This window comes from Yersinia sp. KBS0713, assembly GCF_005937895.2.
Classification (GTDB): Bacteria; Pseudomonadota; Gammaproteobacteria; order Enterobacterales; family Enterobacteriaceae; genus Yersinia; species Yersinia bercovieri.
The window spans coordinates 378,080-396,966 of sequence record NZ_CP042173.1; the positions used below are offsets into that span (position 1 = coordinate 378,080).

Genomic DNA, 18,887 nt, shown 5'->3' on the forward strand with positions numbered 1-18,887 from the left:
AATACAGCATATAAACTGTAATTTTACAATACAACTAATAAGCTGTAAAAGGAAAATACATACTATAAGTTGTCAACAGGCAATACATCTTTTAGGTTGTTATTGTGAATTACAATTTAAAGGCTGTTTTTATGATGATACCAGAATAAATAGCGTTATCTGGCACTCGACTATACTCACTCCTTTAGTGTCGTCACTTTCTTGGTCGCTTACATATGGAGCTTGGTTATGGTTATTGTCCACCATCTGAATAATTCACGTTCACAGCGTATTTTGTGGATGCTAGAAGAGCTGCAAGTCCCCTATGAGTTGAAGCGCTACCAGCGCGATCCGGGCAGCTTGCTGGCACCCCCTGAACTAAAAAAAATCCATCCGCTGGGTAAATCACCGGTAATCACTGATGGCGATCTGACGCTAGCTGAGTCAGGTGCAATCATCGAATATTTGCAGGAAGCCTATGATGCGCAGGGGCTGTTTAAGCCGACGGGTCATTATGACCGCCAGCAGTTTCGCTACTGGATGCATTATGCGGAAGGTTCATTGATGCCGCTGCTGGTGATGAAGCTTATCTTCAGCCGACTGGGCGGGCCGCCAGTGCCGTGGATTATTCGCCCGGTTGCCAAGGCGTTGGGCAATGGGGTACAGAAAAATTATCTGAATAAGCAAATTGCCACGCACCGCGATTATCTGGAGCAGCATCTCACCCAACATCAATGGTTTGCGGGCAGCGATTTCAGTGCGGCAGATATCCAAATGAGCTTCCCTATTGAGGCCATCAACAGCCGTGGTGGCCTTGCGGGTTGCCCGAAACTGCAAGATTTCTTAGTGCGGATTCATCAACGCCCCGCCTATAAGCAGGCGATTGATAAGGGGGGTGCCTACAAATTGGAGAGCTGATCTCCGGCGATTAAGTATCAAAGGTCACTCAAGGTAAATGGGTGTGAGGCCGCTCACACTTTCGTTTGCCCTCGATTTGATGCTTACGGACAAATTAATGTTAAAAAATGCATGAAATGTCGCTATCTGGTGTTGATTAGTCACTGCTATTGGCTAGATAATCGTTTGCCTTAAATGACACCTGCCCTAAATCTCGATTTTTTTCAGTCATGCGTACTTCCAGCTAATCGTTTGCTATTTCCTCCGCCATTTCGGTGTGAGGGGAGTTGACGAGTTAATCGGCAGCGACGGAAACGATTACGTATGGAAAAGGCGCCTGGCTCGCTGACGACTTTAAAATGACACACACAGGGGACATAACCATGTCTAGCACCAATCCTCAAGCGAACACGGCAGCAAAGCCAAAAAGTTCGCTTGATGCATTTTTCAAAATTAGTGAACGTGGCAGTAATGTACGCCAGGAAGTGCTGGCCGGTCTGACGACCTTTTTGGCTATGGTCTATTCGGTCATTGTGGTGCCGAGCATGTTGGGCAAAGCAGGCTTCCCGCCAACAGCGGTGTTTGTCGCAACTTGTTTAGTCGCGGGCTTGGGTTCTTTGTTGATGGGTTTATGGGCGAATTTGCCGATGGCGATTGGTTGCGCCATCTCATTGACCGCGTTTACCGCATTCAGTTTGGTATTGGGCCAACATATCAGTATCCCTGTGGCATTGGGCGCAGTATTCCTGATGGGGGTGCTGTTTACCATCATCTCTGTTACCGGGATCCGCTCGTGGATATTGCGTAACTTGCCGATGGGCGTGGCGCATGGCACCGGTATCGGTATCGGCCTGTTCCTGCTGCTGATTGCGGCGAATGGTGTCGGCCTGGTTATCAAAAACCCAATTGAAGGTTTGCCAGTGGCGCTGGGCGCATTTACCTCTTTCCCGGTGATTATGACGTTATTGGGTCTGGCGGTGATTTTTGGTTTAGAAAAACTGCGGGTGCCAGGTGGTATTCTGCTGGTGATTATCGGCATCTCAATTATTGGCCTGATTTTTGACCCCAGTGTGACCTACCAAGGGCTGTTCGCCATGCCTAGCCTGGCTGATGCCAACGGCGACTCTTTGATTTTTAGCCTCGATATTATGGGGGCGCTGAAACCTGTGGTGCTGCCAAGTGTGCTGGCGTTGGTCATGACTGCGGTGTTTGATGCCACGGGCACCATCCGTGCGGTGGCGGGTCAGGCTAACCTGCTGGACAAAGATGGCCAAATTATCAGTGGCGGCAAAGCACTGACCTCTGACTCCGTCAGCAGCATCTTTGCTGGTTTAGTAGGCGCGGCCCCTGCTGCGGTCTACATCGAGTCTGCTGCGGGTACGGCGGCAGGTGGCAAAACCGGTATGACCGCCACGGTGGTCGGTGTGCTGTTCCTGTTCATGCTGTTCCTTTCGCCGCTCTCCTATTTGGTTCCGGCTTACGCTACGGCACCGGCCCTGATGTACGTGGGCTTACTGATGCTGAGCAACGTGTCTAAACTGGATTTCGACGACTTTGTTGATGCGATGTCCGGCTTGCTTTGCGCAGTATTTATCGTGCTGACCTGTAATATCGTGACCGGCATTATGCTGGGCTTCAGTTCACTGGTGATTGGCCGAATCTGTTCCGGCGAATGGCGTAAACTGAACATCGGCACCGTGATTATTGCGGTTGCGCTGGTGGCATTCTATGCCGGCGGTTGGGCGATTTAACTCCACGACTATTGGGGACGCCCTGTCCCCAATATTACCACCACGGCAATCTCCCCATTTTTTGTGTTTTCCTGCTCTCTGTGACAGGTTTTTTCCCCATTTAATAAAAAAGTGATCTACTATCAAAAGCTGCGTGTTGGCCCTGTTGACGGGCGAGTACTATCAGTTTTTGTATCATACCCCGCAATTTTCAATCTATTGGGTATAGGTAGTGTTGAGTTGAGTTGAGTTGAGTCTAAGGAAAGCATGGAAATCTTTTTTACAATCCTCATTCTGATTCTGGTGGTATCGCTCTCCGGCGTTGTCACCCGAATGTTGCCGTTTCAAATCCCCCTCCCACTGATGCAGATTGTCTGTGGCGCCCTGTTAGCCTGGCCCCACTTTGGTTTGCATGTCGATTTTGACCCAGAATTATTCCTGGTGCTGTTTATTCCGCCACTGCTATTTGCTGATGGTTGGAAAACCCCGACGCGGGAGTTTATCCATCATGGGCGGGAGATCTTGGGTCTGGCACTGGCCTTGGTGCTAGTCACGGTGGTGGGTATCGGCTACCTGATTTACTGGATGGTGCCGGGTATCCCGCTGGTGGCGGCCTTTGCGCTGGCGGCGGTATTGTCGCCAACCGATGCCGTGGCGTTGTCCGGTATCGTGGGGAAAGGGCGCATTCCGAAATCGATTATGGGCGTATTAGAAGGGGAGGCGTTGATGAATGACGCCTCCGGTCTGGTGGCGCTGAAGTTTGCTATCGCGGTGGCGATGGGCACCATGGTATTTACCGTCTCCGGTGCCACGTTAGAGTTTCTGAAAGTGGCCATCGGCGGCTTGTTGGCTGGTGTAGCAGTCACCTGGCTATACAGTAAATCGCTGCGCCTGATGAGCCGCTGGAGTGGTGATGACCCGGCGACACAAATCGTGTTACTGCTGTTGTTGCCTTTCGCCTCCTATCTGATTGCCGAGCATATTGGTGTCTCCGGTATCCTGGCGGCAGTGGCGGCGGGCATGACTATCAGCCAGTCTGGCGTGATTCGTAATGCCCCGCTGACGATGCGGTTACGTGCTGATAGCGTCTGGTCGATGCTGGAATTCGTGTTCAACGGCATGGTGTTTATCCTGTTGGGGCTGCAATTACCGGGGATTCTGGAAACCTCGATTGTGCAGGCGGAGCTGGACCCGACCATTCAAACCTGGAATCTGTTTGCTGACGTTGCCATCATTTACGGCGCACTGCTGGTGTTGCGCTTTAGCTGGCTGTGGTCGATGAAAAGAATCAGTAAGCGCTTACTGAAGAGACGGCCACTGGAGTTTAGCAACTACACCACTCGCGAGCTGTGGGTGGCGTCGTTCGCCGGAGTCCGTGGGGCGATTACCCTCGCCGGTGTGCTGTCGATTCCGTTATTCCTTGGCGATGGCTCAGCTTTCCCATCCCGCTACCAATTGGTGTTTATCGCCACTGGTGTCATCCTGCTGTCGGTCATTGTCGGGGTCATTGCTCTGCCGCCATTACTGCGCGGTGTGGTTATGGCAGATAAAAACGCCAGCCGTGAAGAGATTCGCCTGGCACGGGCGGCGGCGGCAGAAGTGGCGATTGTCAGCCTAAATAAGATGGAAGAGCGGCTGGCGGCCAGCAGTGAGGAGAATATCGATCCAGAGCTGCTCAAAGAGGTCAGTTCACGGGTCATCGGCACTTTGCGACGGCGCACGGGCAGCAAGGATGAAGTCGAGAGCACCTTATTGATCGAAAATCTGGAGCGACGCTTCCGCTTAACCGCGCTGCGGGCCGAGCGTGGTGAACTGTATCATCTGCGCGCTACCCAGAAAATCAGCAATGAAACTCTGCAAAAACTGCTGCACGATTTAGATCTGCTGGAAGCGCTGCTGATCGAAAAAGAGAGTTAGTTCCCCTCATCCGGCTGCTGTCTGGCGGCCGGCTGTTCCTGCGGCTATCAGTGCGTAGTGGGTTGGCAAAAGGCGCGGGGCTGGGGGCCTCTTCCCATGGCGCGGGTACTGCGAAAGCCTATGAGATCGGGCCGCAGCAGGGCGTAGTCTCTAGTTTGGTGATGATGTTAGTCGGCATTATTACGGTGATTGATGCCCACTTATCGGCCATTTATTGTGGTAATAGTAGTTATTTAGGTAATAGTATTTATGGTGGCAATAGCATTTATTGAGGTAAATAGCGCCCTGACAATGGTTGCTGACGTGATAAATAGTTAACTTAATCGACATTGGCTTTTTTCGGCATAAATAGAAATGAGCCAGTGTGTTTAAAAAAACTTTGTGGAATATAATTATTAATGTTTTTTGCATCGCAATATTCGATAATCTGCTGCTTACTGGAGACGCCAGCTTTCCGATAAATACTCTGGATAATATTACAGACGGTTCTGGTTGATAGATACAGCCTATTGGCGATCTCCGTACTTGGATAGGCGTGTAAAAGGTAAAATAGCACCTCCCACTCTCTGTTGGAAAATAGAGTCGAGGGGGGCGTAAAGACAAGTGAGGTAGGTATTTGTATTTTGCTTAAATGGTTTAATGCCATATTGTCCACCGCTCGACCATGGAATATCGTTCCTACCGATACTCCATCTTCATCGATTAAGGGATATTTATCAAAAAACCAAGGTTGAACATAGGTTTTACCTCCAAATGTATGTATTTCAAGTGATGTTACTCGATCCTTTAATAATTCCACCTTACGATCATGCGCTTGAAACTCAGTTTGAAACTCGGAGGTTGATGCTGGCAGTTCGCCATCTAATCGTCCTTCCACAGAAAAACCATCAGGTAATGCCAGTAATTGATGATATTTTTTATTTGCATAAATAAACTGTGACTTATTATCTTTCACCCCCCAAGGTTCTGAACTCTGTGCCCAAAATCGTATTAGGACGTTAAGTGTTTGTGATATATCTTCTTTCATCGAGTTTCACTCTTGCTAATTTTATTAATTAACAGCTTAATATTTGTCGATGTTGTGTTATTTATAGGGGTGTGAAGTCATTAAATAACGATTACCTTCTATCGGCAAGGTTATTATTTACTTATTTTTGATGGCTAAGTAAAAGTTATAATATCACTGGTTTTAACAGTAGTTGTTTTATGAAAGATAATGTTACCGATATTTAGATTATATAATTTATTAAGTTCAATGGATTACTTGATTATTGCGCAGTAGCCGGATGAAAAAAGGGTGAGGAGACCTCACCCATAAATATTCAATGAAAACACCCAACGTAATGAATTTAGTGGATAACTTGTGCCAGAAACGCCTGTGTGCGCTCTGATTTCGGATGAGAGAAAAACTCCGCTGGCGGTGCTTGCTCCACGATTTCACCACGATCCATAAAAATAACCCGATCGGCGACGGTGCGGGCAAAGCCCATTTCGTGGGTCACGCACAGCATGGTCATGCCCTCGTGCGCCAGACTTATCATGGTATCCAGCACCTCTTTGACCATTTCAGGGTCCAGTGCCGAAGTGGGTTCATCGAACAGCATGATTTTGGGTTTCATGCACAAAGAGCGAGCTATCGCCACGCGCTGCTGCTGCCCGCCGGAGAGCTGACCGGGGAACTTATGGGCGTGCTCGGCAATCCGCACCCGCTCCAGATAGTGCATCGCCAGTTCATCCGCCTCTTGCTTCGGCATTTTGCGCACCCAGCTTGGGGCCAGTGTGCAGTTCTGCATCACGGTTAAGTGCGGGAACAGATTGAAGTGCTGAAACACCATGCCGACCTCGGTGCGCACTCGCTCGATATTACGCAAATCATCATTCAGCTCAATGCCATCCACCATGATTTTGCCCTGCTGATGCTCTTCCAGATGGTTGATGCAGCGGATAGTGGTGGATTTGCCGGAGCCGGAAGGGCCGCACAGCACAATGCGTTCGCCGGGGCGCACATGCAAATTGATATCTTTCAATACGTGGAACTGCCCGTACCACTTATTGACGTTTTCCAGCGTAATCATCATCTTATCGCCGAGAATTGGCTGATTGTCGCTCATGTTATGCCTCAATGTGTGGAACGTCCGGTGTGAAAGCGCTTTTCCAGATGCTGGCTGTAGCGCGACATGCTGAAACAGAAAATCCAGTAAACCGTGGCGGCAAAGACATAGCCTTCGGTTGACATCCCCAGCCAGGCGGGATCGACAGTGGCTTGTTGCACGCTGCTGAAGAGATCAAATAGACCAATGATGATCACCAAACTGGTATCTTTAAACAGGGCGATAATGGTGTTCACCAGCCCAGGAATGACCATTTTCAGGGCTTGTGGCAAGATAACCAGCCCTTGGGTTTTCCAGTAGCCCAGCCCCAGTGATTCTGCGGCTTCGGTCTGCCCTTTGGGGAGAGCTTGTAGCCCGCCGCGCACCACTTCCGCCACATAGGCTGACTGGAACAGCACCACCCCTACCAGGGCGCGGATCAGCTTATCGATGCTGGTGCCTTCGGTCATAAACAGCGGTAACATGACCGAGGACATAAATAGCACGGTAATTAACGGCACCCCGCGCCAGAACTCGATAAACACCACTGACAAAATGCGCACTACCGGCATACTTGAGCGGCGGGCCAGCGCCAGTAAAATACCCAACGGCAGTGCGCCAGCAATACCGACGGCGGCAATGATTAGCGTCAGCGTCAGGCCGCCCCACTGGCGGGTTTCCACGCGGGATAGCCCCAGAAAGCCGCCATATAACATCATCCAGACCAGCAGTGGGTAGGCCACTATCCAGACCGCCAGATAGCGGCCACGACGTGGCATCGCGCGCCAGAACAGTGGGAGTAGCGTGAGTAATCCGATGATTAGCGTGGTATTAATGCGCCAGCGCTGCTCAATGGGGTAGAGGCCATACATAAACTGGCCAAAGCGCGCATGAATAAATACCCAGCAGGCACCTTCGCGAGTGCAATCGGTGCGTGATGTACCTAGCCAGTTGGCGTTAAAAATCGTCCAATTCAGCAGCGGCGGAATCAACTGCCACATCAGCCACAGACAGAGCAAGGTCAGCAGACTATTGCTCCAACTGGAAAAGAGATTCTTTCTGGCCCAAAAGACCATCCGACTCAACGGGTTACCCGGCCGCACAGTGCTGGGTGGTTCGCGGGTTAATGTCATCGTCATTCGCTCCCCTTAGCGCTCTACCAGCGCAATACGCCGGTTGTAGAGATTCATTAAAAATGAAATTGATAGGCTGATAACCAAGTAGACCGACATGGTGATGGCGATGGTCTCTATCGCCTGACCGGTTTGGTTCAGCACAGTACCGGCGAACAGCGACACCATATCGGGGTAGCCGATGGCCGCAGCCAGTGAGGAGTTTTTGACGATATTCAGATATTGGCTGGTCAGTGGTGGAATGATGACCCGCAGCGCCTGCGGCAAAATAACCTGACGCAAGGTGACGGTATTGGGCAACGCCAGTGATCGCGCGGCTTCATGCTGACCATAGGGCACAGACTGAATGCCAGAGCGAATCACTTCCGCAATAAAGGTTGAGGTATAAACCGACAGCGCCAGTGTTAGGGCCGCCAGCTCAGGGATGAGCACCAAGCCGCCTTTAAAGTTAAAACCGCGTAGTTCGGGGATATCCCAGTGCAGCGCCGGGCCAAACATTAAGTGGGCCAGTGTGGGCAGGGTAATCAGCAGCAACAGCCCCAGTGGCCAGGTGTGGTGGAATTGGCCGGTATGGCGCTGGCGGAAATGGTTATAGCGATAGAGGGCGATGATGGCGGCAACCGCCAATAGCACGGCGACCAGTGCAGGGATAAAACCGGCCGCAAATTCCGGTGACGGCAAATATAAGCCACGATTACTCAGAAATGCGACACCGAAGGCATCCATACTCTGCCGTGGCCCCGGTAGATTGCGTAACACCGCGAAATACCAGAAGAAAATTTGCAGCAGCGGTGGGATATTGCGGAAGGTTTCGATGTAGACAGTCGACAGTTTACGTAATAGCCAGTTGTCAGACAGACGCGCCAGCCCGATAAAGAAGCCCAGTATCGACGCAAAGAAGATGCACAATACTGAAACCAGCAAAGTGTTGAATAGCCCGACCAAGAACACGCGACCATAGGTATCGCCCTGCTCATAGTCGATAAGGTGCTGCACAATGCCAAAACCAGCACTGTTGTTCAGGAAGGCAAAGCCAGAGGTGATGCCCCGGGTTGATAGGTTGGTAATGGTGTTATGAATCAGGTACGCACCGCATCCGATCAGTATCAATAGCGCAATAATTTGATACAGCCAGGCGCGCACCGCTGGATTGGTCAGCGAAAAGGCACCTTTGACGGTTGGGCGTTGTGACATAGTGTGGGCCTCGGTCTGGGTCATACATCCGGCAGGGCGAACCTGCCGGAGAGATCAACAACTGCATCTGTCATCAGCGAATCGGTGGCGCGTACTGGAGGCCACCACTGTTCCACAGCGCATTTTGCCCACGTTTGATTTTCAGCTCACTGCCCATACCGACATTGCGATCAAAGCTTTCGCCGTAGTTACCCACTTGTTTGACGATTTTAACCACCCAATCGTTAGGCACTTTCAGATCTTTGCCGTAATTGCCTTCCTGACCTAACAGGTGGGCCATATCCGGTGTAGTCGGTTTCGCCGCCAGTGCTTCGACGTTTTTCGAGGTCACCCCCATCTCTTCCGCATTCAGCATGGCAAACAGTGTCCAGCGGACGATGGCGAACCAATCTTCGTCACCACGGCGCACAACTGGCCCCAGCGGCTCTTTCGAGATAACTTCTGGCAAGACGATAAATTCGTCTGGTTTACCTAACTTGATACGCAGCGCATAGAGTTGGGATTGGTCAGAGGCCAGTGTGTCGCAACGACCTGAGTCCAGCGCTTTGGCGCTCTCATCGGAGCGGTCGAAGGTGACTGGTGTGTATTGCATTTTGTTGGCTTTAAAGTAGTCAGCGACATTCAACTCCGTATCCGTGCCGGCCTGAATACAGACCGTGGCCCCATCTAGCTCTTTGGCGCTTTTCAGCCCCGCTTTATTGTGGGTCAGGAAGCCGATACCGTCGTAATAGTTCACGCCGGTAAATAACATCCCCATACCGGCATCTCGAGAGGAAGTCCAGGTGGTGTTACGGGACAAAATATCCACTTCGCCGGATTGCAGGGCGGTAAAACGCTCTTTTGCGGTCAGCGGGGTATATTTGACTTTTTCTGCATCACCGAAGATGGCGGCAGCCACACCACGGCAGACATCAACATCAAGACCGGAGAATTTGCCGCTGGCATCGGCGTAAGAGAAGCCGGGCAAGCCATCACTGATACCACACTGCACAAAACCTTTTTTCTTCACCGCATCCAAAGTAGTACCCGCGTGGGCCTGACCCGCTAATGCCACTAATGAGGCGGCAGCCACCAGCGTTGAAATGATAGTTTTTTTCATGAAAGCGTCCTGTGAGGCAAAGTCGAACCTATTTTAATTTTGTGGCGCACCGGTGATGCACCGTCGCTGTCTGTTGGCATGTAGCCAGTTTGGTATTAGCAAATGGGATGCCAGAGTTGCATTTCATTGCTTAGAGAGCGAATGACTGGGGCTTACCTCTTTGTAGGTAATTTCTGACGAGGCAGGATGCACTTAAAGGGCGCATTTATCGGCAGGTTGATGCTTTTTAGTGCAGGGGGGGTGAAAGAAATGGGTACAGTTATGCAAAGGGAGCTGTCGTCGGGTTCAGGCAGTAAAAAACCCGCATTTGGCGCGGGTTATATTCTGTTGGATGCTTTATAGATTGAATGCATTCAATACAGTGATGGTTCCCCGCTAGGGCGGGTTTTAAAGCGGCGATGCAACCACAGATATTGCTCTGGCGCGCGCAAGATCTCTTGTTCAATCACCTTATTCATATAGCTGGCAGCGGCAATCTCATCGTCGATGGGGTAATCCTCCAGCGCTGGCTGTATCAGCAACTCATAGCCCCGGCCATCTGGTTTGCGCAGTAAAACCAGCGGCAGCAGTGCCGGTTTTGCCAAACGAGCCAGCATAAAGGTGCCGCTGGTGGTCGCAGCTTGATCGACGGCGAACAGCGGTGCAAACACGCTACCACGCGGGCCGTAATCTTGATCCGGTGCAAACCATACCGCTTCACCTCTCTTCAATGCCTGCACCATGCCACGGAGATCTTTGCGGTCGAGCATGGCTTTATTGGAGCGCATGCGGCCCCAGGTTTGTACCAGCTCCATTACTTTATTGTTGTGTGGGCGGTACATCGCCATCATCGGCTGACACTGCCCCATCACGCGGCCACCCAGCTCCAGCGACATAAAGTGTACGCCAATCACCAACACGCCACGGTTGCCCTCTTGCGCTTTTTTCAGGTTATCCAGGCCAGAGACGGTAAACCAGCGCTTAATGCGGGCATCGGGCCAAAACCAGGCCATACCGGTCTCCATTAGCCCCATACCCAAGGATTCAAAATTGCCCACAATGGTGCGCTCAAGGGTTGGCTGATCCATATCTGGGAAGCAGAGTTCCAGATTACGTCGTGCGATGGAAACCCGCCGCTTGAGGAAACGCATTGAGGTGCGCCCTAGCCAAAGCCCCAGCTTGTTGAGCACCGGGTAGGGCAGTTGGACTAACAGAAACAGCAAACCAAGGCCAAACCAGGTGAGCCAATAGCGCGGGTGAAGCAGGGAAATATGAAATTTCTGCGGTTTTATCATGGGAACTCTATCGTGATGCGTTAAGTGCGAGTGTGTAACGCATAAGGATATAACTCAATAGCGGTACATATCGTCAGACACTGGAGCCAATTATTTTTTTCGAAAAGAGGACAATTGACGCAATCTTTACATTAAAAGCGGGGATCGCGTCGTGAATGGTCATAAAGGCAGGCTATCGGTTAGCGAGTGTAGCTTTCAGGTAATTATATCATATTCGCGATAAATGAAAGAAAAAGATCAATGTAGGAGGTATGGGGTGAGTTATCTCGATATAAACTGCGCCCGTGCTACCGCTATGAGTAGAAAACGAGGCCCTGAAAGGGGAGTTGTATTCACACATTGTGCGCGAAATGGGATCTTTATCTCAGTTCCGAACAATGGTGGTTTTAGCCGCCGAGAATAGGTGGTTATTGGCGTGCTACATCATGCTCGGGAAAATCATTTTGCTCTCAATTGGTTAATTATTTGTTAATTAATGGTGTTATATCTCTATTTTTTTGATCGCTTTTGTTCTTCCTATTATTTTATTAACTAATATTTAACCAAATAACTCAGTATATTTTACCTTTTTGGGCTTGCATCACAGTTCACTCTGCCTCATCGCGCAGCCTCTTGTGTTCTTTTGTTAATCTTCTGTGTGTGAAAAGCAGTCACATGAAAATAAAACACTCACTTTGCAACACCACTGACTCTTCACCCTGCAACCAACCCGTTATCTGAAAGAAAACAAGAAGGTATTGCTATGAAATTTAATCTCGCATTACTGAATGCATGTGTTGTTTCTGCATGCATGCTGTTCACCACGCAAACGATGGCAGAGAAAAAACCTGAAATTGCCGTCGTGGCAAAAGTTACCGGTATTCCATGGTTTACGCGCATGGAAGTGGGCGTCAATGAAGCCGCGAAAAAGTTAGATGTGAATGCTTACCAAGTGGGGCCAGCGACGCCCGATCCAGCACAACAAGTTAAAGTTATTGAAGATCTGATCGCCAAAAATGTGGATGCCATCATTGTGGTGCCGAACGATGCCAAAGTGCTGGAGCCGGTACTGAAAAAAGCCCAAGAGAAGGGCATTGTGGTGCTGACCCATGAATCACCGGATCAGCGCATTGGGCAGTGGGATGTTGAAACCATCGACAGCGAAAAATATGCGCAGGCCAATATGGATGAACTGGCAAAAGCCATGGGCGGCAAAGGGGGCTATGCCATTTATGTCGGCTCGCTGACCGTGCCACTGCATAACGCCTGGGCAGATTACGCCATCAAATATCAGAAAGAAAAATACCCTGAGATGTTCGAAGTCACCCCACGTCTGCCAGTGGCGGAGAATATTGATAAATCGTACTCCACCACGCTGGATCTGATGAAAACCTATCCGCAAATGAAAGGGATTATTGGCTTTGGTTCTCTGGGGCCGATTGGTGCCGGTCAAGCGGTTGCCAAGAAACGGGCTAAGGATCAGATAGCGGTTGTCGGTATTGCGATGCCAGCACAGGCGGCGCCTTACTTGATGCGCGGTGATATCAAAAAAGCCCTGCTGTGGGACCCGAAAGATGCCGGTTTTGCGGTGGTACAGATTGCTGATCAACTGCTGAAAGGGCAGAAAGTGACGCCGGATTTGACCATCGACGGTTTGGGTAAAGCGGATGTTGATAGCGAAAAAGGGGTGATCCGTTTTAATAAAATTCTTGAAGTCACCAAAGACAATGCGAAAACTTTAGGTTTCTGATTTTCAGACGCCACATCAGGGAATAACCAGTGAACTCGCTGGGTTCAGTAGTAAAACAGGCAGTGGGAAAGCAGCCTCACTGCCCTCTCCACCCCCACTGAATGGCTGCAAAATAGCGCCATGCCTATGGCGTTAGGGAAGGTATTGTCATGACTCAGGCCAACGCATTTATCACGCTTGAAAATATCAGTAAGCGATTCCCCGGCGTGCTGGCGCTGGATCAGGTGAATCTCACACTGAACAAAGGGGAAGTGCACTGCCTGGCAGGCCAGAATGGCTGCGGCAAGAGCACCATTATCAAAGTAATTTCAGGGGTTTATCAGCCAGAGAAAGGCGCAAGCATCCTGATCGACGGCAAGCTGTTCCATCAGCTTACGCCGCAACTCTCACTCTTCTATGGCGTACAGGTTATCTACCAAGACTTGTCGCTGTTCCCCAATTTAACCGTCTCAGAAAACATTGCCGTCCACCGCTATCTGCCCGGCGGCGACTTCTGGGTGAAACGTAAAAGTATGCGCGATCGGGCGCTGGCCGCCATGCAGCGCGTGGGTGTCACCCTCGATCCCGATAAAAAGGTGGAGCAACTCTCCATTGCTGACCGCCAGTTAGTGGCTATCTGCCGCGCGATTGCCGCAGATGCCCGCTTAGTGATTATGGATGAACCAACCGCTTCGCTAACCAGCCAGGAAGTGAAAGGTTTGCTGAACGTGGTGCGCGACCTGAAATCGCAAGGCATCTGCGTGGTGTTCGTCAGCCACCGTTTGGATGAAGTGATGGAAGTCGCCGACAGGATCAGCGTGATGCGCGATGGCCAACTGATTGGCACCTGGCCTGCCAGCGAATTAGATAGCCATGAGTTGGCGTTCCGCATGACTGGCCAGCGCTTTACTTACAGCCAATTGCCGCCGTTGGCCGCCAGAGCAGCACCGCTACTGGAGGTTAGAAAACTGAGCCGTGGCGAGCAGTTCCGCAATATCGATTTGACCCTGCATGAGGGCGAGATTGTCTCGATCACCGGTTTACTGGGGGCGGGCCGTACTGAGCTGTGTCTGAGCCTGTTTGGCATGACCCAGCCTTCAAGTGGCGAAATACGTGTCGCTGGTGAGGCGGTACGTTTTCGCCATAATCGTGACGCGATCCGCCAGGGGATCGGCTATGTCTCCGAAGATCGCCTGACGCAAGGTTTGATCATGGAGCAGTCGATCTATGACAACACGATTGTGTCGATTTTCGACCAATTGCATACCCGCAGTGGCTTGCTGGATCACCCCAAAGCTGCCGCGCTGGTAAAACAGCTGGTGTGGGATCTGAATATCAAAGTTTCCGATACTGCGCTGCCAGTCAAAACCCTGTCCGGCGGTAATGCGCAGCGGATCGCCATTGCCAAATGGGTGGCGACACAGCCGCGTATTTTGATTCTCGATTCACCGACGGTGGGGGTTGATATCGCCAATAAAGAGGGGATTTACCACATTGCCAAGGCACTGGCGGCGCAGGGTATGGCGGTATTAATGATTTGTGACGAGATTCCAGAGGCGTACTACAACAGCCATCGGGTGTTGGTGATGCGCAAAGGTGAACTGGTAGCCGAGTTTTATCCGCATCAGTGCACCGAACAACAGATCGCCGAGGTGGTCAATGGATAAGCTAAAACTGCGGCAGCTCACGGGCCGCCATGAGTTCTATCTGGGTCTGCTGGTGCTGTTACTGGCAATCGGACTGAGTGTGAAAAGCCCTGAATTCCTGACGTTGGGCAACTTAACGGATGTTGCCACCAGCTATGCCATTTTGGGTATTTTAGCCTGCGGTCTGTTTGTGGTGCTAATTGCTGGTGGTATTGATATCTCTTTCCCTGCGGTCACGGCGATTGCGCAATATGTGATGGCCTCGTGGGTGATTACCCATGGCGGCAGCTTCGCGCTGGCATTCATCTTGGCTATGGCAGTCGGTTTGGTTCTGGGGATGATTAATGGGTTGCTGGTTTATTGGCTAAAAGTCCCGGCGATTATTATCACCATTGCCACGCTGAATCTGTTCTACGGCTTACTGGTTTATATCACCAACGGCACCTGGTTGTACGGCTTCCCTGACTGGTTTATGACCGGGATTAACTGGTTTTCGTTTACTGGCAGTGATGGCTACGACTATGGCCTGACACTCCCGCTATTTTGTCTGGCCGCCACCACTATTTTCACTGGCGTATTGATGAATTACACCCGCATTGGGAGGCAGATCTTCGCCATGGGCAGCAACAAAGATGCCGCCTCCCGTCTGGGGATTAACATTCTGCGGCTACATCTGTATGTCTATGGCTACATGGGCATATTGGCAGGTGTCGCGGCAGTGGTTCAGGCGCAGATCTCCCAATCGGTTGCACCTAACTCATTGATGGGATTCGAGTTAACTGTACTGGCGGCTGTGGTGCTGGGGGGCACCAGTATGAGTGGTGGTCGGGGAACACTGACCGGCACTGTGCTGGGCGTGATGCTGCTGGCATTTTTGCAAAACGGCCTGACGCTACTGAGCGTCTCTTCTTACTGGCATACGGTTTTCAGCGGCGTGATCATTTTGGTGAGCATTAGTACCACCGCATGGAATGAAAAACGCAAGTTGTTGAGGGAGCAGTGATATGACCTGGATAAACCGAATTATCCCCGATGACCGCATTATCCGGCTGCAACTGTTGATTCTGCTGGCGGTGATGTTGGCTTTCTCATTGACCCTGGGGCAGCGTTTTTTCAGCTTGGGTAACTTCCAGTCGATCTCATCGCAGTTGCCGATTTTAGGCATGTTGGCGCTGGGAATGGGGCTGACCATGCTGACGGGCGGTATTAACTTATCCATCATTGCGGGTGCCAATGCCTGCGCGTTAGTGATGGCGGCCATTATTGTCAGTCACCCCGATCAACCGCTGTTTCTGCTGCTGGCGTTGGTGGCGGGATTGTTAGTGGCGGTGGCGATTGGCACCTTGAATGGGCTGCTGATCTCGGTCGTCGGTGTGTCGCCTATTCTGGCGACCCTGGGCACCATGACACTGATTACTGGCCTCAATATCTTATTGTCCAATGGTGATGTGATCTCAGGTTTTCCGCCAGTGATTCAGTACATTGGCAGCGGTGATATTGCCGGTATTCCGGTGGCGATGATCCTATTTTTACTGGTGTCGGCGGGGCTGTGGGTACTGCTGGAACACACCACTCTGGGGCGCAGTATCTATCTGGTCGGCTCCAATGAGCAGGCGACCCGCTTTAGTGGTGTGAACACCCATCGGGTGCAGGTCGCGGTCTATATCCTGTCAGCCCTGTTGGGTTGGGGGGCGGCCATTTTGATGATGGCGAAATTTAACTCAGCCAAAGCCGGTTATGGCGAGTCCTATCTGTTGGTGACTATTCTAGCCTCGGTACTGGGCGGGATTAACCCAGATGGCGGCTTTGGTCGCATTATCGGCCTGATCTTAGCACTGGTGGTGCTGCAATTACTGGAAAGTGGCCTGAATTTGCTGGGGGTGAGTAGCTACCTGACCATGGCGTTATGGGGTGGGGTGCTGATCCTCTTTATCGCATTACAGAATCGTAAAGCTTAAGAATTGAGGGACAAAACAATGGCAAGTTACTTTATCGGCGTAGACGTAGGGACCGGCAGCGCAAGAGCCGGAGTATTCGATTTGCAGGGCCGCATGGTCGGGCAGGCTAGCCGTGAAATCACCATGTTTAAGCCCAAGGCAGATTTTGTTGAGCAGTCATCCGATAATATCTGGCTGGCGGTGTGTAATGCGGTGCGCGATGCAGTGAGCCAGGCCGATATCAACCCGATTCAGGTCAAAGGGCTGGGGTTTGATGCCACCTGTTCGCTGGTGGTGCTGGATAAAGAGGGTAATCCGTTGACTGTCAGCCCATCAGGGCGCAGCGAGCAAAATGTGATTGTCTGGATGGATCACCGCGCGATTATTCAGGCGGAACGAATCAATGCCACCAAGCACCCGGTGCTGGAGTTTGTCGGCGGGGTGATTTCACCGGAGATGCAGACGCCAAAACTGCTGTGGCTGAAGCAGCATATGCCCACCACCTGGAGCAATGTCGGTCATCTGTTTGATCTGCCTGACTTTCTGACCTGGCGTGCGACCAAAGATGAAACTCGCTCGCTCTGTTCCACGGTCTGCAAGTGGACCTATCTGGGCCATGAAGATCGCTGGGACCCCTCCTATTTCAAACAGGTGGGGCTAGGCGATTTGCTGGATAACAATGCGGCCAAAATTGGGGCTACAGTTAAGCCGATGGGGGAACCTTTGGGGCGTGGTTTAAGCCAGCGAGCGGCATCGGAAATGGGCCTGATCCCCGGCACTGCCGTCAGTGTTTCGATTATTGATGCCCACGCGGGCACCATTGGTATCCTCGGTGCCAGTGGTGTGACGGGCGAGAACGCCAACTTTGATCGGCGAATTGCGCTGATCGGCGGCACCTCGACGGCTCATATGGCGATGTCACGTTCGGCGCATTTTATTGGCGGAATTTGGGGGCCATACTACTCGGCTATCCTACCGGAATATTGGCTCAATGAGGGCGGGCAGTCAGCGACGGGGGCTTTGATTGACCATATTATTCAGTCACATCCGTGCTATCCAGAGCTGCTGGCGCAAGCCAAAAGCAAGGGGGAGACTATCTATGAGGCGCTGAATCATATTTTGCGCCAATTGGCGGGGGAGCCGGAAAATATCGCCTTCCTAACCAATGATATTCATATGCTGCCCTATTTCCACGGCAATCGCTCACCGCGCGCCAACCCGAATCTGACCGGCATCATTACCGGCCTGAAACTCTCCACCACGCCGGAGGATATGGCGCTGCGCTATCTCGCCACCATCCAGGCGCTGGCATTGGGGACACGGCATATCATCGAAACCATGAATCAGAACGGTTATAACATTGACACCATGATGGCTAGCGGTGGCGGCACGAAAAACCCCATTTTTGTGCAGGAGCACGCCAATGCCACCGGCTGCGCCATGTTATTGCCGGAAGAGAGCGAAGCGATGTTGCTGGGCAGTGCCATGATGGGCACAGTCGCCGCCGGGGTATTTGAGTCACTGCCGGAGGCGATGGCTGCCATGAGCCGCATTGGGAAAACCGTTACGCCGCAAACCAATAAAATCAAAGCCTATTACGATCGCAAATATCGCGTGTTCCACCAGATGTATCACGATCATCTGCGCTATCAGGAATTGATGCGGGAGGAGGTATGAGCCAGAGTGATGAATGGCAGACCGCCAGCGAGGCATGGATGACCTACAGCCGCGAGTTGGCGGCCTTAAAGGAGAGTGTCGATCAGCAGGTGTGGTTGCAGGTGTTGGATGCGCTGGCAGAGTGTCGTGGCAAAATTGCAGTGACGGGAGTAGGAACATCAGGTATCGCGGCGCGAAAAGTGGCGCATATGTTGGCCTGCGTGGAGCAACCTGCGATCTACCTGAATGCCACCGATGCCGCCCACGGGGATCTGGGTTTTCTCGGCGCACAGGATATTATCATTCTGATCTCCAGAGGCGGCAATTCTGACGAGCTGACCCGCCTGCTCCCCACACTGCAACGTAAGCAGGTGAAGATCATTAGCGTGACCGAGAACGAACAGTCGGCAATCGCGCAAGTCTCCGCCTTGGTGCTAAAAACCCATGTGAAGCAAGAGATTGACCCGCTAAATATGTTAGCGACCACCTCTATCGTTTTGGTGCTGGCGCTGTTTGATGCCATCTGTATCTGCCTGATGGCCCGCAGTGGATTTACCAAAGAGAGCTTACTGGCGGTGCATCCCGGCGGGGATGTCGGTATTGAGTTACGTAAACCGCAATAAGTGA

15 protein-coding genes and 1 pseudogene are annotated in these 18,887 nt (G+C 51.5%); 10 read left to right on the forward strand and 6 right to left on the reverse strand.

Features of this window, described 5'->3' with window-relative positions; translation table 11 throughout:
* Positions 1–228 precede the first annotated feature (228 nt).
* The 4 genes and pseudogenes from FFE93_RS01725 to FFE93_RS01740 form a co-directional block, all read left to right on the forward strand.
* Positions 229–897, forward strand: coding sequence for a glutathione S-transferase family protein (locus tag FFE93_RS01725; RefSeq protein ID WP_005271278.1), 669 nt, complete (start codon positions 229–231; stop codon positions 895–897).
* 362 nt (positions 898–1,259) lie between these two features.
* Complete coding sequence (locus FFE93_RS01730; protein ID WP_005271282.1) at positions 1,260–2,627, forward strand: NCS2 family permease; 1,368 nt, start codon at positions 1,260–1,262, stop codon at positions 2,625–2,627.
* A 246-nt stretch (positions 2,628–2,873) separates the two neighbouring features.
* Positions 2,874–4,523, forward strand: a complete 1,650-nt coding sequence (locus FFE93_RS01735) for a Na+/H+ antiporter (protein ID WP_005271285.1) — start codon at positions 2,874–2,876, stop codon at positions 4,521–4,523.
* A 23-nt stretch (positions 4,524–4,546) separates the two neighbouring features.
* Positions 4,547–4,746, forward strand: a pseudogene (locus FFE93_RS01740) (LrgB family protein); the annotation flags it as partial.
* Between the two features lie 96 nt (positions 4,747–4,842).
* Here FFE93_RS01740 and FFE93_RS01745 read toward each other — a convergent pair.
* The 6 genes from FFE93_RS01745 to lpxP all read right to left on the reverse strand — a co-directional run bounded on the left by FFE93_RS01745 (position 4,843) and on the right by lpxP (position 11,313).
* Complete coding sequence (locus FFE93_RS01745) at positions 4,843–5,550, reverse strand: helix-turn-helix transcriptional regulator (RefSeq protein ID WP_057648698.1); 708 nt, start codon at positions 5,548–5,550, stop codon at positions 4,843–4,845.
* 322 nt (positions 5,551–5,872) lie between these two features.
* Positions 5,873–6,634 (reverse strand): amino acid ABC transporter ATP-binding protein, encoded by a 762-nt coding sequence (locus FFE93_RS01750; RefSeq protein ID WP_054872829.1) that lies wholly within the window; start codon positions 6,632–6,634, stop codon positions 5,873–5,875.
* Positions 6,635–6,642: 8 nt separating this feature from the next.
* Positions 6,643–7,746 (reverse strand): amino acid ABC transporter permease, encoded by a 1,104-nt coding sequence (locus FFE93_RS01755; RefSeq protein ID WP_054872846.1) that lies wholly within the window; start codon positions 7,744–7,746, stop codon positions 6,643–6,645.
* Between the two features lie 15 nt (positions 7,747–7,761).
* On the reverse strand, positions 7,762–8,940 hold the full coding sequence (locus tag FFE93_RS01760; protein WP_054872845.1) for an amino acid ABC transporter permease: 1,179 nt from the start codon (positions 8,938–8,940) through the stop codon (positions 7,762–7,764).
* Between the two features lie 73 nt (positions 8,941–9,013).
* Positions 9,014–10,039, reverse strand: a complete 1,026-nt coding sequence (locus FFE93_RS01765) for an amino acid ABC transporter substrate-binding protein (protein ID WP_005271300.1) — start codon at positions 10,037–10,039, stop codon at positions 9,014–9,016.
* A 353-nt stretch (positions 10,040–10,392) separates the two neighbouring features.
* Entirely contained in the window at positions 10,393–11,313 is a 921-nt protein-coding gene (lpxP, locus tag FFE93_RS01770) for a kdo(2)-lipid IV(A) palmitoleoyltransferase (RefSeq protein WP_005271302.1), read from the reverse strand.
* 742 nt (positions 11,314–12,055) lie between these two features.
* On the opposite strand from lpxP, the gene FFE93_RS01775 reads away from it, so the two are divergent.
* From FFE93_RS01775 to FFE93_RS01800, 6 genes are all read left to right on the forward strand, one after another.
* Positions 12,056–13,042, forward strand: coding sequence for an autoinducer 2 ABC transporter substrate-binding protein (locus FFE93_RS01775; RefSeq protein ID WP_032896602.1), 987 nt, complete (start codon positions 12,056–12,058; stop codon positions 13,040–13,042).
* Between the two features lie 149 nt (positions 13,043–13,191).
* Positions 13,192–14,688 (forward strand): sugar ABC transporter ATP-binding protein, encoded by a 1,497-nt coding sequence (locus tag FFE93_RS01780; RefSeq protein WP_049602639.1) that lies wholly within the window; start codon positions 13,192–13,194, stop codon positions 14,686–14,688.
* Positions 14,681–15,670, forward strand: coding sequence for an ABC transporter permease (locus FFE93_RS01785; protein ID WP_032896604.1), 990 nt, complete (start codon positions 14,681–14,683; stop codon positions 15,668–15,670). The genes FFE93_RS01780 and FFE93_RS01785 overlap by 8 nt, the downstream gene beginning before the upstream one ends.
* A gap of 1 nt (position 15,671) precedes the next feature.
* Positions 15,672–16,625, forward strand: coding sequence for an ABC transporter permease (locus FFE93_RS01790; protein ID WP_005271323.1), 954 nt, complete (start codon positions 15,672–15,674; stop codon positions 16,623–16,625).
* 18 nt (positions 16,626–16,643) lie between these two features.
* Positions 16,644–18,281: an FGGY-family carbohydrate kinase gene (locus FFE93_RS01795; protein ID WP_005271327.1), complete on the forward strand. Its 1,638-nt coding sequence runs from the start codon at positions 16,644–16,646 to the stop codon at positions 18,279–18,281.
* Complete coding sequence (locus FFE93_RS01800; RefSeq protein WP_032896606.1) at positions 18,278–18,883, forward strand: SIS domain-containing protein; 606 nt, start codon at positions 18,278–18,280, stop codon at positions 18,881–18,883. Before FFE93_RS01795 ends, FFE93_RS01800 begins: the two co-directional genes overlap by 4 nt.
* The last annotated feature ends 4 nt before the right edge of the window (positions 18,884–18,887 follow it).

Coding starts and splice junctions, on each gene's coding strand:
- FFE93_RS01725 (WP_005271278.1), top strand. CDS start 229: ATGGTTATTGTCCACCATCTGAATAATTCACGTTCACAGCGTATTTTG.
- FFE93_RS01790 (WP_005271323.1), top strand. CDS start 15,672: ATGACCTGGATAAACCGAATTATCCCCGATGACCGCATTATCCGGCTG.
- FFE93_RS01735 (WP_005271285.1), top strand. CDS start 2,874: ATGGAAATCTTTTTTACAATCCTCATTCTGATTCTGGTGGTATCGCTC.
- FFE93_RS01745 (WP_057648698.1), bottom strand. CDS start 5,550: ATGAAAGAAGATATATCACAAACACTTAACGTCCTAATACGATTTTGG.
- FFE93_RS01755 (WP_054872846.1), bottom strand. CDS start 7,746: ATGACATTAACCCGCGAACCACCCAGCACTGTGCGGCCGGGTAACCCG.
- FFE93_RS01775 (WP_032896602.1), top strand. CDS start 12,056: ATGAAATTTAATCTCGCATTACTGAATGCATGTGTTGTTTCTGCATGC.
- lpxP (WP_005271302.1), bottom strand. CDS start 11,313: ATGATAAAACCGCAGAAATTTCATATTTCCCTGCTTCACCCGCGCTAT.
- FFE93_RS01785 (WP_032896604.1), top strand. CDS start 14,681: ATGGATAAGCTAAAACTGCGGCAGCTCACGGGCCGCCATGAGTTCTAT.
- FFE93_RS01780 (WP_049602639.1), top strand. CDS start 13,192: ATGACTCAGGCCAACGCATTTATCACGCTTGAAAATATCAGTAAGCGA.
- FFE93_RS01750 (WP_054872829.1), bottom strand. CDS start 6,634: ATGAGCGACAATCAGCCAATTCTCGGCGATAAGATGATGATTACGCTG.
- FFE93_RS01765 (WP_005271300.1), bottom strand. CDS start 10,039: ATGAAAAAAACTATCATTTCAACGCTGGTGGCTGCCGCCTCATTAGTG.
- FFE93_RS01730 (WP_005271282.1), top strand. CDS start 1,260: ATGTCTAGCACCAATCCTCAAGCGAACACGGCAGCAAAGCCAAAAAGT.
- FFE93_RS01800 (WP_032896606.1), top strand. CDS start 18,278: ATGAGCCAGAGTGATGAATGGCAGACCGCCAGCGAGGCATGGATGACC.
- FFE93_RS01795 (WP_005271327.1), top strand. CDS start 16,644: ATGGCAAGTTACTTTATCGGCGTAGACGTAGGGACCGGCAGCGCAAGA.
- FFE93_RS01760 (WP_054872845.1), bottom strand. CDS start 8,940: ATGTCACAACGCCCAACCGTCAAAGGTGCCTTTTCGCTGACCAATCCA.